At 73.6% G+C, this 12,665-nt stretch carries 12 protein-coding genes; 5 read left to right on the forward strand and 7 right to left on the reverse strand.

Going from position 1 to position 12,665, the window contains the following annotated elements:
* Positions 1-4: 4 nt before the first annotated feature.
* Positions 5-703 (reverse strand): TetR/AcrR family transcriptional regulator, encoded by a 699-nt coding sequence (locus tag ACFY23_RS04940; RefSeq protein WP_350678514.1) that lies wholly within the window; start codon positions 701-703, stop codon positions 5-7.
* A gap of 140 nt (positions 704-843) precedes the next feature.
* On the opposite strand from ACFY23_RS04940, the gene ACFY23_RS04945 reads away from it, so the two are divergent.
* On the forward strand, positions 844-1,767 hold the full coding sequence (locus ACFY23_RS04945; protein WP_350678512.1) for an NAD-dependent epimerase/dehydratase family protein: 924 nt from the start codon (positions 844-846) through the stop codon (positions 1,765-1,767).
* A 32-nt stretch (positions 1,768-1,799) separates the two neighbouring features.
* On the opposite strand, the gene ACFY23_RS04950 is transcribed toward ACFY23_RS04945, so the two are convergent.
* A complete protein-coding gene (locus ACFY23_RS04950) occupies positions 1,800-2,765 on the reverse strand; it encodes a DMT family transporter (RefSeq protein WP_350678615.1) in 966 nt (321 codons plus the stop codon).
* A gap of 14 nt (positions 2,766-2,779) precedes the next feature.
* Positions 2,780-3,814 carry a class II fructose-bisphosphatase gene (gene glpX / locus ACFY23_RS04955; RefSeq protein WP_350678511.1) on the reverse strand — a complete coding sequence of 345 codons (1,035 nt, stop codon included), beginning with the start codon at positions 3,812-3,814 and terminating at the stop codon, positions 2,780-2,782.
* A 153-nt stretch (positions 3,815-3,967) separates the two neighbouring features.
* Between glpX and ACFY23_RS04960 the strand changes: the two genes are divergently transcribed.
* The gene (locus tag ACFY23_RS04960; RefSeq protein ID WP_350678509.1) at positions 3,968-4,681 is read left to right on the forward strand and encodes a DUF4245 domain-containing protein; all 714 of its coding nucleotides are present in this window, start codon (positions 3,968-3,970) and stop codon (positions 4,679-4,681) included.
* A gap of 222 nt (positions 4,682-4,903) precedes the next feature.
* Positions 4,904-5,758 carry a hypothetical protein gene (locus ACFY23_RS04965; RefSeq protein ID WP_350678508.1) on the forward strand — a complete coding sequence of 285 codons (855 nt, stop codon included), beginning with the start codon at positions 4,904-4,906 and terminating at the stop codon, positions 5,756-5,758.
* Between the two features lie 77 nt (positions 5,759-5,835).
* On the opposite strand, the gene ACFY23_RS04970 is transcribed toward ACFY23_RS04965, so the two are convergent.
* The 3 genes from ACFY23_RS04970 to ACFY23_RS04980 are packed head-to-tail and all read right to left on the reverse strand — an operon-like array spanning position 5,836 to position 7,444.
* A complete protein-coding gene (locus ACFY23_RS04970; protein WP_350678613.1) occupies positions 5,836-6,048 on the reverse strand; it encodes an exodeoxyribonuclease VII small subunit in 213 nt (70 codons plus the stop codon).
* Between the two features lie 37 nt (positions 6,049-6,085).
* Complete coding sequence (gene xseA / locus ACFY23_RS04975) at positions 6,086-7,306, reverse strand: exodeoxyribonuclease VII large subunit (RefSeq protein WP_350678507.1); 1,221 nt, start codon at positions 7,304-7,306, stop codon at positions 6,086-6,088.
* Between the two features lie 9 nt (positions 7,307-7,315).
* Positions 7,316-7,444, reverse strand: coding sequence for a hypothetical protein (locus ACFY23_RS04980; RefSeq protein WP_350678505.1), 129 nt, complete (start codon positions 7,442-7,444; stop codon positions 7,316-7,318).
* A gap of 77 nt (positions 7,445-7,521) precedes the next feature.
* On the opposite strand from ACFY23_RS04980, the gene ACFY23_RS04985 reads away from it, so the two are divergent.
* Together ACFY23_RS04985 and ACFY23_RS04990 are read left to right on the forward strand one after the other, a co-directional pair.
* A complete protein-coding gene (locus tag ACFY23_RS04985; protein WP_350678502.1) occupies positions 7,522-8,511 on the forward strand; it encodes a 4-hydroxy-3-methylbut-2-enyl diphosphate reductase in 990 nt (329 codons plus the stop codon).
* Positions 8,512-8,555: 44 nt separating this feature from the next.
* Positions 8,556-8,999 carry a hypothetical protein gene (locus ACFY23_RS04990; protein WP_350678500.1) on the forward strand — a complete coding sequence of 148 codons (444 nt, stop codon included), beginning with the start codon at positions 8,556-8,558 and terminating at the stop codon, positions 8,997-8,999.
* Between the two features lie 240 nt (positions 9,000-9,239).
* Here ACFY23_RS04990 and ACFY23_RS04995 read toward each other — a convergent pair whose 3' ends face one another.
* On the reverse strand, positions 9,240-12,509 hold the full coding sequence (locus ACFY23_RS04995) for a S8 family serine peptidase (protein WP_350678498.1): 3,270 nt from the start codon (positions 12,507-12,509) through the stop codon (positions 9,240-9,242).
* Between the last annotated feature and the right edge of the window lie 156 nt (positions 12,510-12,665).

A 12,665-nucleotide genomic window follows, 5' to 3' on the forward strand; every position in this document is an offset into this window, starting at 1 on the left:
CGGCTCAGTCCGCTCGGGGAAGCCCGATCAGGTCGGCCATCAGGGCCGTCTGGTGGTCGAAGTACGCGTCCCGGTGCGGGAGGATCCGGTTGATCCGGCCGAACAGCTCGAAGCTGATCAGCCCGAAGAGCTGGGTCCAGCCGGCCATGCCCCGGGCCAGCAGCGCCTCGGGCAGCTCGCCGCCCAGCATCCCGGCCAGGTCCGCCAGGTCGGCGCGGAGCGGCTCGGTCACCTCGGCGGCCGGTGGCGGGTCGAGCCGATCGTCGCCGAACCCGTCGCGGAGGATGCCGATCAGGGCCAGCGGCGGTCGCTGGGCGGGGCCGATGGTGTCGTCCGGGGCGGCGTATCCGGGCACGGGGCTGCCGTAGAGCAGGGCGTACTCGGCGGGTCGGGCGAGCGCCCAGTCGCGGGCCGCCCGGCAGACGGCGTGCCAGCGTCCCCGCAGGTCGAGGCGGTCGCATCCGGCGTCGGCCGCCTCCACGGCCTCGCCGAGCGCGTCGTACGCCTCGATGATCAGCGCGGTCAGCAGGTCGTCGCGGCTGGGGAAGTAGCGGTAGATCGCCGACGAGACCATGCCCATGTCCCTGGCGACCGCCCGGAGCGACAGGTTGGCGCCGTCGCTGGCGAGGTGTCGCCGGGCCACGGCCTTGATCTCGTCGATCATCTCGGCGCGGACCCGGGCGCGGATCGAGGGTGCAGCCATGCCTCCACCCTGCCACGAATGAGAGCGCAGATCAAAACCGAGAGCGGTGCTCTTGACTCGGAGTGTGGCCATGGGTCATGCTGGCACCGAGCGAGAGCACTGCTCTCGAATGAAATCGCTGCTATGAAAGGTGACCCCTGATGGCACTGCACGTGATCGTCGGCGCCGGCCCCGTCGGCACCGCCACCGCCCGCCTGCTCGCCGGACGGGGCGAGCGGGTGCGGCTGGTGACCCGCCGGGGCGGCGGGCCGGAGCACCCGGCGATCGAGCGGATCGCCGCGGACGCCACCGACGCCGACCGGCTCACCGCGGCGGCCAGCGGCGCGGCGGCGCTCTACAACTGCGCCAACCCGGCCTACCACCGGTGGACCACCGACTGGCCGCCGCTGGCCACGGCCCTGCTCACCGCCGCCGAGCGAAGCGGAGCGGTGCTCGCCACCGTCGGCAACCTCTACGGCTACGGCCCCGTCGACGCGCCGATGACCGAGGCGACGCCGCTGCGGCCGAGCAGCGTGAAGGGGCAGGTCCGGGCCCGGATGTGGGCCGAGGCGCTCGCCGCCCACGAGGCGGGCCGGGTGCGGGTCACCGAGGTGCGGGGCTCGGACTACCTCGGCGCCGGCGTGCAGTCGGTGCCCACCCTGCTGGTGCTGCCCCAGGTGCTGGCCGGCCGGCGGGCACTGGTCCCCGCCGACCTGGACGCCCCGCACAGCTGGACGTACGTGGGCGACGTGGCCCGGACGCTGGTCACCGCGGCCGGCGACGAACGCGGCTGGGGTCGCGCGTGGCACGTGCCGACGCCGCCGGCGGTCTCCCTGCGCGAGCTGGCCGCCCGCGCGGCGGCGCTGGCCGGCGCGCCGGCTCCGAAGCTCGCCCGGATGCCCGGGCCGGTGCTGTGGCTGGGCGGGTTGTTCGACCCGACGGCGAAGGAGATGCGGGAGATGGCCTACCAGTTCGACCGGCCGTTCGTGCTGGACTCCACCGCGGCCACCGCGACCTTCGGCATCGATCCCACCCCGCTCGACGAGGTGCTCGCCGAGACCGTCACCGCCCTCCGTGCCCGGTGACCAGCGGCAGCGGGGGGGCGGCCCGCAGGCGGTCAGCGGGCCGACCGGCGGGGCGCGGCCGGGGCGAGCGCCGTGACGAGGACCGCGACCATGGTCAGCGCCGCGCCGAGCAGGGTGGTGAGGCTCGGGTGGGAGGCGGTCGTGGGCCGCAGCACGTCCAGCAGCACGGCGCCGACGATCTGACCGGCGATGGTGGCCAGGCCGAGCAGCAGCACGCCGGTGAACCGGACGATCGCGGCGGCGATCGCGATGAACACGATCCCGATCGGCCCACCCACGTAGAACCAGGGCTCGGTGGGCAGGTCGCCCGCCGGCCAGCCCCGGACGGCGACGTCGACGGCGAAGGTCGCCAGCAGGGCCGTCGTTCCGGCGGTGAAGTTGACCAGCGTGGCCGTCATGGCGCTGCCGGTGGCCATCCGCACCCGACCGTTGACCGCCTGCTGCCAGGCGATGGCCACCCCCGCGAGCAGCGGCAGCAGCGCCAGCCCGAGGGTGCCCGGGTCGCCGAGCCGGTCGCCGACGGCCAGCAGGACGGCGACCACGGTCAGCGCCGCGCCGGCCAGCCGTTGGGCGGTGACGGGCTGGCGCCCGTTCGGGCCGAGACCGGCCCGGTCGACGGCCAGGCTGCTGCCGGACTGGCCGGCGACCACCGCCACGGTGAAGACGGCCACGCCGAGGGTGCCGATGGTCAGCCCCTGCGCGGCCACCAGCAGGGCGCCGCACACCCCGCCGAGGCACTGCCACGGCCGCAGCGTGCCGTCGGCCAGCGCGCCACGCAGGGCCACCAGCCCCCGCCGCCCGCCCGGGGTGGCGGGAACCAGCACCAGCAGCAGAAGCAGGCCCACCCCGAACGAGACCACCGCGGCGGCGATGCCGTCCGACAGGCGTACGCCCAATTCGCCGTTGATCCGGGACTGCACGGCCACGGCGACCCCGGAGGCGGTCGCGAGGCCCACGCCGGCGATCCGGCGGGTCGCCGACGGGGCCGGCGGGGCCATCGTCCCGGTGGCGGTCACTCCTGCTCGGCCAGGGGGCGACCGTCGAAGTCCACCGCCGAGTAGAGGGCCAGCTTCTCCAACCGGTGGTACGAGTCGATCACCCGGATCGTGCCGCTCTTCGAGCGCATCACGATCGACTGGGTGTACGCCCCACCGGCCCGGTAGCGGACGCCGCGCAGCAGGTCGCCGGAGGTGACCCCGGTCGCCACGAAGAAGCAGTTGTCACCGGTGACGAGGTCGTCGGTGGTGAGCACCCGGTCCAGGTCGTGCCCGGCGGCGAGCGCCTTCTCCCGCTCCTCGGCGTCGCGCGGCCAGAGCTTGGCCTGCATCACCCCACCCATGCACTTGAGGGCGCAGGCCGCGGTGATCCCCTCCGGGGTGCCGCCGATGCCCATCAGCACGTCGACGTCCGACTCGCCGCGGGCGGCGGCGATGGCGCCCGCGATATCGCCGTCGGAGATGAAGCGGATGCCCGCCCCGGCGCGCCGGATCTGCGCCACCAGGTCGTCGTGCCGGGGCCGGTCCAGGACGCAGACCGTCACCTCGGAGATGTCGGTGCCCTTGACCTTGGCGATCCGCCGGAGGTTGTCGGCCACCCCGGCGTTGATGTCCACCACGTCGGCGTAGGCCGGGCCGACGGCGAGCTTCTCCATGTAGAACACGGCGCTCGGGTCGAACATGGCCCCGCGCTCGGCGACCGCGAGCACGGCCAGGGCGTTCGGCATGCCCTTGCTCATCAGCGTGGTGCCGTCGATCGGGTCGACCGCGACGTCCACCTCCGGCCCGGTGCCGTCGCCGACCTCCTCGCCGTTGAAGAGCATCGGCGCGTTGTCCTTCTCGCCCTCGCCGATCACCACGACGCCCCGCATGGGGATCGAGTTGATCAGCTTGCGCATCGCGTCGACGGCGGCCCCGTCGCCGCCCTCCTTGTCGCCCCGGCCGACCCAGCGGCCGGCGGCCATCGCCGCGGCCTCGGTGACCCGGACCAGGTCGAGGGCGAGGTTGCGGTCGAGATCCTGTGGGATCCGCGTCCTGGTGGTGTTCGTCATGACGGCTCCTCCTCGCGACGTTGCGGGGCGGCAGGGTGCGGCGTCGCCGCTGCCGGCTGTGTCGCTGATCCTCACACGATGGCTGACCGCGCGCCGTGCCGGGGCGGTGATGGCCCGGATACGGCCGGTCGGGCGGTGCGGGAAGATGGCGGGGTGGAACCCGCACAGCCTGCCGATCGCGTACCCGCCGACTCGACGCCGCCGGACGGTCAGCCGCCGGTCGCCCCGACCCCGGCCGCCGCCGTACCGGAGGGGGAGCCGGCACTGGTGGAGCCACCCGCCGCGCCGGGGGCCGCACCGGGCAGCGGCGCGGCGGAGACGGGCGAGCTGCCCGCGCCGCCGCCCGCGGTCGACGCCCGCAAGTCGGAGCGGTCGCCGAAGGACATGGCGCTCTCGCTGCTCGTGCTGCTGGTCCCGATCGCCCTGCTGCTCGCCTTCTACCGGGGGTTCCTCGGCGGCGACCAGCCGGTCACGGTCGACCCGGCGCCCGCCGTCGAGTCGGCCCGGGCCGCCAACGCGTTCCCGGTCAGCGAGCCGGGGGAGCTGGGCGACGGGTGGCGGACGGTCAACGCGACCTTCCAGACGGTCGAGGGCGGGGCGAGCCTGCGCCTGGGCTACCTCACCCCGGAGGGGCGGGGCGCCCAGTTGGTGCAGAGCAGCGTGCCGCCGGAGCGGCTGCTGCCGGCCGAGCTGACCGCCGAGGGGCAGCCCCAGGGGCAGACCGACCTCGGCGGGCGCACCTGGCAGCGGTACACCGCCCGGGCCAACGAGCAGGCGCTCGTGCTGCTCGAACCGAACCGGACGGTGATCGTGGTCGGCGACGCCCGGGACAACGAGCTGCGACACCTGGCCGGGTCGATCCGGTAGCGGCGGCCGCCGACCGCCCGTTTCCGCGTTCGGAGGTCACCCGACCGGGGCAACCGGACAGACCGGTGATTGTGCGACGCGACGGCAGGGAACAACAGGGAAGCGGGCCCGCCCGGCCGCTCCGGCGGCCGCCCCCGGGCTCGCGCGACGCCGCCGACGCGGCGCGTCGCCCGGTTTCCGGCGCCGCCAGGGTGCGTCGGGTGACCCACGTGGGAGACACGCATGACTGTTCGACGCCTCAGCGCCGGCCTGGTGGCCGCCGCGCTGTTCACTCCCGGTCTGGCCGCCTGCAACGCCAGCGGGACACCGGAGGCGGGCTCGTCCGCCTCCCCGTCCGTGTCGGCGTCCGGCACGGCGGCGGCCTCCGGCGCCGCGACCCCGGTCCCCGGGGACGCCAAGCAGGCGCTGCTGGCCTCCACCCGCGAGATCAGCAACGGCAACTTCCGGTTCACCATGTCCGGCGCCGGCTCCACCGCCGAGGGGCAGGTGCACGAGCCCAGCCAGAGCGCCGAGATGCGGGTGACGATCGGCCAGCCGACCGACGACCTTTTCATGAAGCTCGACCTCATCCACGCCAAGCCGGACAGCTGGGTGAAGCTGGACCTCGGCGGCACGACCGCGGGCAGCCTGCCGGGCGTGCAGAAGCTGAACCTCGGCAAGTACCAGCACCTCGACCAGACCCGGATCAAGGGAAACCGGAACCTCGGCTTCGACTTCGACAAGGTCGACCCGGCGGGCAGCGAGGTGCTGACCCAGGGCATCACCGAGGTGCGGCAGACGGGCGAGGGCGCATACGCCGGCACCCTCGACGTCTCGAAGGCGGCGCAGGCGGGTTCGGTGGACCCGGCGGTGATCACGGCCCTCGGGGCGCAGGCGAAGTCGGTGCCGTTCACCGCGAAGCTCGACCCGCAGGGGCGGCTCAGCGAGATGGTCATCCAGATCCCGGCCGCCGGCCAGACGAAGGCGCAGGACCTCCGGATCACCTACTCGGACTACGGCAACGCCACCGCCGCGCAGAAGCCGCCGGCGGACCAGGTGGTCGAGGCGCCGGCCGAGCTGTACAACCTGTTCAACTGACGCGCGCCGCGTCGATCATGGGGTTCGTGCGGGTGACGTCCCGTTCCCACGAACCCCGTGATCGACGCGCGGGAACCTCAGGACGCGGGCTCCTGGCGGGCGGCGTCGATCCGGGCGCGGGCGCCGTCGAGCCAGCGCTGGCAGACCTCGGCCAGCTTCTCGCCGCGCTCCCAGAGCGCCAGCGACTCCTCCAGCGTCGTGCCGCCGGCCTCCAGCCGCTCGACCACCGACGCCAGCTCGGCGCGGGCCTGCTCGTAGCTGAGGCGCTCGTCCTTCTTCTCGTCAGTCATCGCTGCCATCCCACCACATCGTGCCTGCCCTCTCCGTTCAGCCGTCGACCGTGGCGGCCAGCTCGCCGTCGGCGAGCCGGACCCGCAGCGGGTCGCCCTTGTCCACCTCGGACGCGGCCCGCACGACGTGCCCGTCGGCCCGCTGGACGATCGCGTAGCCCCGCTCCAGGGTGGCCGCCGGCGAGAGGGCGCGCAGCCGGGCCAGGGTGTGCCGCAGGTCGTCGTCGGCGGCCGCGAGCCGGTGGTCCAGGCAGCGCCCGGCCCGCTGGCGGAGCCCGGTCAGGTCGGTGGCCCGCTGGTCGACCATCACCTGCGGGCGGGCCAGCACCGGCCGGGAGCGCAGCCCGTCGAGCCGGTGCGACTCGCGGTCGACGAGGTTGCGCACCGCGCGTTCCAGGCGGTGCCGGGCCTGCCGGATGAGGCGTACCTCCTCGGTGAGGTCGGGGACCACCCGCTTGGCCGCGTCGGTCGGCGTGGAGGCGCGCAGGTCGGCGACGTAGTCGACCAGCGGCGCGTCCGTCTCGTGGCCGATCGCGCTGACCACCGGCGTACGGCAGGCGAAGACCGCCCGGCAGAGTGCCTCGTCGGAGAAGGGGAGCAGGTCCTCGATGCCGCCCCCGCCCCGGGCGATGATGATCACGTCGATGGACGGGTCGGCGTCCAGCACCTTGAGCGCGTCGACGATCTGCGGGACCGCGCTCGGCCCCTGGACGGCCACGTTGACCGTGCGGAACTCCACGGCCGGCCAGCGCCGGCGGGCGTTGGTCAGCACGTCCCGCTCGGCGGCCGACGCGCGGCCGGTGATCAGCCCGATCCGGTTGGGCAGGAACGGCGGCCGGCGCTTGCGGGCCCGGTCGAAGAGCCCCTCGGCGGCGAGCAGCTTCTTGAGCTTCTCCAGCCGGGCCAGCAGCTCGCCGAGGCCGACCTGCCGGATCTCGTCGGCGCGCAGGCTGAGCGTGCCTCGGGCCGCGTAGAACTCCGGCTTGGCGTGCAGCACCACCCGGGCGCCCTCGCGCAGCTCCGGCGCGCCGGCGTCGAGGACGTCCCGGTTGGTGGTGACGGTCAGGCTCAGGTCGGCCGACGGGTCCCGCAGGGTGAGGAAGACGGTGGTGGCGCCCGGCCGGCGGCTGATCTGCGCCACCTGCCCGTCGACCCACACCCAGCCCAGCCGGGCGATCCAGGCACCGACCTTCTGGCTGACCACCCGGACCGGCCACGGCTCCTCGGACGTGCTCCGCCCCACCTCGCCTGTGCTCACCCGCCCACCCTACGGCCCGCCGTCCGGGCTCGGTCGATCATGAAGTTGTTGCCCCGCCGACGGCGTGTCGTGGGCCACCGGGAAGCCCGGCGCGCCGAGGGTGAACATCGGCTCGATCACGGAGACCAGGCCACCCATGGTGCCAGGCTCGGGTCGCGCCTGTGGCGGCGGTCGCAGCCGATGTCGCGTTCCGGGGCGGCACGTACGATGGGCGGGTGACTCAGGCTGAAGCGACGTCCCGGACCGGCAAGCGCGTGCTCCTGGCCAAGCCCCGCGGCTACTGCGCGGGCGTGGACCGCGCGGTGCAGACCGTGGAGGAGGCGCTCAAGCTCTACGGCGCCCCGATCTACGTGCGCAAGCAGATCGTGCACAACAAGCACGTCGTGCAGACCCTGGAGGCCAAGGGCGCGATCTTCGTGGAGGAGAACGAGGAGGTGCCGGAGGGCGCCACCGTCATCTTCTCCGCGCACGGCGTGGCGCCGGAGGTCTACGAGCAGGCCCGCACGCGCTCGCTCAAGGCGATCGACGCGACCTGCCCGCTGGTCACCAAGGTGCACCAGGAGGCGAAGCGGTTCGCCGCCGAGGACTACGACATCCTGCTGATCGGCCACGAGGGGCACGAGGAGGTCATCGGCACCTCCGGCGAGGCCCCGGAGCACATCCAGCTCGTGGACGGCCCGGAGGACGCTGACAAGATCACCGTCCGCGACCCGAACAAGGTCGTCTGGCTCTCCCAGACCACCCTCTCGGTCGACGAGACGCTGGAGACGGTGGCCCGGCTCAAGAAGCGGCTGCCGATGCTCCAGTCGCCGCCCAGCGACGACATCTGCTACGCCACCTCCAACCGGCAGCACGTGGTCAAGGAGATCGCGCCGGAGTGCGACGTGGTGATCGTCGTGGGCTCGCGCAACTCCTCCAACTCCGTACGTCTCGTCGAGGTCGCCCTGGACGCCGGCGCGCGGGCCGGTCACCTTGTCGACTTCGCGCACGAGATCGACGACGCCTGGCTGGAGGGGGCGCGCACGGTCGGGCTGACCTCGGGCGCCAGCGTCCCGGACGAGCTGGTGCAGGAGGTGCTCGCCCACCTCGCCGCGCGCGGGTTCACCGACGTGGACGAGGTGGTGACCGCCAACGAGCGGCTGACCTTCTCGCTGCCCCAGGAACTCAAGCGGGACATGAAGGCGGCTGCCGCGGCGCGCGGCTGACCCGGCAGGGAACGGCGCGGGGCTTCGGTGCGTCCGATACGGGTATGAGGACCTTTCGGCTCGCCGTCTCCGCGCTGGCCGTCTGCGTGGCGCTGAGCGCCTGCGGCGGTCAGGACGGTGGCGGCGGCATCCCCACCCCGAGTCCGACGGGAGCCCCAGTGACCACCCCGCCCAGCCCGGAACCGACCACCCCCGGCGGCCCGCCGACCAGCGACGACGCGACCGGTCCCGTCCTGCCGCCACCCACGAGGCCCCCCGGCCGGCCGCCCTCGTCGCCGCCGGCGGGCGGGACCACGCTCACCGGGACCGTCACCCCCGGGGTGGAGCCCAACTGCCTGCTGCTCGACAACTACCTGCTGATCGGCGGCCCGCGCGACGTGCTGACGCCCGGCGCGAAGGTGACCGTCACCGGTCGGGTCCAGCCCGGCCTGCTCACCACCTGCCAGCAGGGCACGCCCTTCCAGGTCGAAACCGCCCGCCGCGGCTGAGCCCGCGCGGGCCTTCCGAGCGCCGCACGCGGCCGGGGGCAGGGCGCCGTACCCGCTCGGGCTGACCGCCGTACGCGGCCGGCGGCAGGGCGCCGCACGCGGCCGGGACTGATCGCCGTACGCGCTCGGGACAGACCGCCGCACGCGCGTGGGACAGTCAGCGCGACATCGAAGGCCGGAAACGGGCGGAGCCCGCCCCCGACGGTGGGGGCGGGCTCCGGTGTTCCGGTGCGGGACGGGTCAGCTCACGGTGCCGATGGAGACGGCGCCGCGGCCGACGACCGCGCCCTCGGTGGTCACCACGGACAGCTCACCGAAGAGCGCCCGGCCGGCGGCCGGGGTCGCCTGGGCGGTCACCGTGCCGGTCAGGGTGGCGGTGGCGCCGTTGGCGAGGGTGAGCGGGGTGGCCGGCGCCGAGAGGTTGCCCAGCGCCGCGGCGGAGAACGAGTCCTGGTAGTCGTAGGCGGTGCTGCCACCGGCCCCGTCGACCGCGTAACCCTCGACGACCACCCGGTAGGTGCCCGCCGCCGGGTTGTTGATGGTCACGGCCTCCTCCGAGTCGCCGTCGGCGGCCCGGCCGACCTCCGTGGCGCCCCGGAAGACGTAGAGGTCGAGGTCGGCGGCGGCGCTGGCCGGGTTGCCGATCCGGGCGGTGAAGCGGGTCGCGCCCGCCGGCACCTCCACGGTGAACTCCTGCGAGGCGCCCTCGGCGATGGTCGGCCGCTCGGCGTGCACGCTGGAGAGCGGGCCGCCCTGGCCGGCCACCGCGACCGGACCGAAGGTGTTGGTCAGCGACCAGGTCACCGGGGTCGCCGCACCGGCGGCGACCGACGGCAGCTCGACCACGGCCGGCTCGACCGCGACGCCCTGCACCCGCGCCGTGAGCTGGTACGGGTTGTTCAGCGACGGCGAGGTCCGGCGGGACTCCACCTCGATCTCCCAGACCCCGGCGATCGGGTTCTGGTAGTCGCGCTCCTGCGGCTTGCAGGCGTTGGCGTCGGAGAAGTTGGTGTAGCAGGCGAGGCTGGAGGTGCTCTCCACCGGGACGCCGTACGGGTTGAACGCGATGAACCGGGTCTGCGAACCGGTGGCGATGCCCGACAGGTTCACCTGCAGGGCACCGGCGCCCGGCGGCACCGTCACGAAGTACGAGGTGAAGCCGTTCCGGTCGACCGAGCCCTCGGCCGAGAAGGAGAAGTCCGGCTTCGCCACGTCGTTAGAGGCCACGACGACGGTGGAGACCTCGAAGTCGATGACCGAGGTGCGCGGGTCGTCGATCGTCATGATCGCCCCGTGCGCGCCGGCGGTGGCGGGCTTGGCGGTGACCGTGACGGTGACGGTCTTGTTCAGCGGGAGCGAGACGGTCTTCGGCGCCTTGAAGGTGCCGTCGTTGCCGCGCAGGCCCACCACGTGCTTCACGGCGCCGGCCGGCCCGCTGGTACGGGTGATCTCGACCTGGTAGGTCTTCGACTGGCCGACCCGGTGCCCGCCGTCGGCGGAGCCGCAGCGGTTGTAGACGCCGGTGCCCCGGTGCGGGGTGCCGAGCTGCCCGGAGAGCACGGTGCAGACCGGGGCGGCGGAGGTGTAGGAGCGGGTCTCCACACCCTTGCGCAGCAGCTTCCACGCGCCCGCCACGTCGAACATGCCGTAGCCCTGGGCGTACGTCGGGACGTTCTTGATCGGGTTGGCCGACGAGTAGATCGCCCGGCGCAGCGCGGCCGGGGTGACGCCCTTGTCGGTCGCCTTGGCGGCCGACAGCAGCAGGGCGGCGGCGCCGGCGGCCTGCGGGGAGGCCATCGAGGTGCCGTTCAGCATCGCGTAGCCCGGGGGCAGCGGGTAGCCGGCCTCGGGGACCGGGTTGCCGAGCTGCCACGTCGGCGCGGTGGAGATGGCGGAGCCGGGCGCGGCGATGCTCGGCTTGACGCCGCCGTCCTCGCGCGGGCCACGGGAGGAGAAGTTGAACAGCGCGTTCTTCTGCGCCACCACGGAGCCGTAGTTGGCCAGCCAGGTGTCCTTGCTGATGCTCGCCGCGACGCTGACCACGTTGGCGGCCACCGACGGGTCGCCGATGGTGTTCAGGCCCGGGCCGGAGTTGCCGGCCGAGATGAACATCTGCACGCCGTAGGTGGTGATCAGGTTGTTGTAGAGCTCGGCGCGGGCGTTGTTGCCGTCGTTCAGCGCCGGCAGGCCGCCGATCGACATGTTGATCACGTCGACCTTGCGGTTGATCACCAGGTCGGCCATGCCGGTGGTGAGGGCGGCGTACGTGCAGCCGCCACCCCACGAGCAGGCGCGGGCGGAGACGAGCTTGGCGCCGGGCGCGGCACCGTCGAAGGCGCCGTTGCCGAGCATGTCGTTGGCGGCGGTGATGCCGGCGACGTGGGTGCCGTGGGTGCTCTCGACGATGCCGATGTTGACGTAGTCGACCAGGCCGGGGCCGCCGAGGGGGGCGGTGTCCACGTCCTCGCGGTACTCCACGACGAACGGAATCCGCTCGGCGACGGGGGTCGCCGGGTTGTCGGTGCCGAAGTGGCCGACGTCGAACTTCTCCTTGTACGGCCGCATCAGGGCGTCGTCGGTGAAGTCGTTGTTCTGGTTGGCGTCGACCCAGATGTTGTGGGTGGCCGGGTCGTAGAGGATGCCGAACGCGTCGGTCCGGTCCCCGTCGCGGTTGACGTCACCGGCCGGGTCGCTGTTGGTGGTGACCGACTCGGCGAACCGGTTGAACCGGTAGGTGCCGGCCGGGGCCTTCCAGGTCGCGCCGGACGCGGTGAACGACGGGCCGGTCACCTCGGTGATCATGGCGCGCCAGGTGGCGTCCTCGAACGGGTCCGTCGCGGTGACCCAGTCGACGATCTTCCGCTCGCCGGTGGTGGTCTGCTGCAGCGCCGGGTGGCCCAGGTCCACACCGGAGTCCATGATGCCGATCGTGACGCCGCGGCCGTCCCACTCCGGGTGCTGCTTCACGAACGAGACCGCGCCGGTCTCGTGCGTCGGCATGTACGGGTTCGCGGCCGGGGTGTCGGCGCCGGGGCCGGGCAGGGTCGCGGCCTGCTTCGCCGCCTTCTTGCCGCCAGGGGCCACCTCGGGCGTCGGGTCGGGGAGCTGAATGGTCTCGTCAAGGTCCACGGCGGAGACGCCGGGCAGCGTGGCCGCCTTGACCACCTTGGAGGTGGGGACCTTGGCCAGGACGTAGCCGATGCTGTCGTACCGCTCGGTGACCGCGGCGCCGAGCGCCTTGAGGTCGGCCGCGACGTCCTTCGCCTCGCCCTTCTCGGTGGCGACGATCAGCGTGACGGTCGGGGCCTTCTTCGCCTCCGCCTCGGCGAGCAGCTTGGCGTCGTGCGAGCCCAGGGCCTCGACGGGGGTGGCCTGCGAGGCGTCGGGGGCGGCGGTGGGTGCGGCGCTCGCGGTCGCGGCTCCGCCCGCGACGGTCACGGCGCTGGCCGCCACGACCGACGCGAAGAGCGCGGCGGAGGTACGCCGGCTCAGGTTTCGGGGTTTGCTCACGTTCTCTTTCCTCCAGAGAACAGGGCCCTCAGATGCAGGGCACGCGTGGCCAAAATCCTTCGTGGTGGCGCAGGTCGGTGTCACTACCGACGAGTACGTTGTGACCACTTCGTGACGTGCGCGAATGCGCATTGTCATATCAGAGGTGATAGGAAT

Origin of the sequence: Micromonospora sp. NPDC000121, assembly GCF_042899165.1 — a bacterium.
Taxonomy (GTDB): domain Bacteria; phylum Actinomycetota; class Actinomycetes; order Mycobacteriales; family Micromonosporaceae; genus Micromonospora.

What these genes read in the sequence shown, in the direction of transcription:
- ACFY23_RS04940 (WP_350678514.1), bottom strand. Translation starts at nt 703, where the DNA reads ATGGCTGCACCCTCGATCCGCGCCCGGGTCCGCGCCGAGATGATCGAC.
- ACFY23_RS04945 (WP_350678512.1), top strand. Translation starts at nt 844, where the DNA reads ATGGCACTGCACGTGATCGTCGGCGCCGGCCCCGTCGGCACCGCCACC.
- ACFY23_RS04950 (WP_350678615.1), bottom strand. Translation starts at nt 2,765, where the DNA reads ATGGCCCCGCCGGCCCCGTCGGCGACCCGCCGGATCGCCGGCGTGGGC.
- glpX (WP_350678511.1), bottom strand. Translation starts at nt 3,814, where the DNA reads ATGACGAACACCACCAGGACGCGGATCCCACAGGATCTCGACCGCAAC.
- ACFY23_RS04965 (WP_350678508.1), top strand. Translation starts at nt 4,904, where the DNA reads ATGACTGTTCGACGCCTCAGCGCCGGCCTGGTGGCCGCCGCGCTGTTC.
- ACFY23_RS04970 (WP_350678613.1), bottom strand. Translation starts at nt 6,048, where the DNA reads ATGACTGACGAGAAGAAGGACGAGCGCCTCAGCTACGAGCAGGCCCGC.
- ACFY23_RS04980 (WP_350678505.1), bottom strand. Translation starts at nt 7,444, where the DNA reads ATGGGTGGCCTGGTCTCCGTGATCGAGCCGATGTTCACCCTCGGCGCG.
- ACFY23_RS04990 (WP_350678500.1), top strand. Translation starts at nt 8,556, where the DNA reads ATGAGGACCTTTCGGCTCGCCGTCTCCGCGCTGGCCGTCTGCGTGGCG.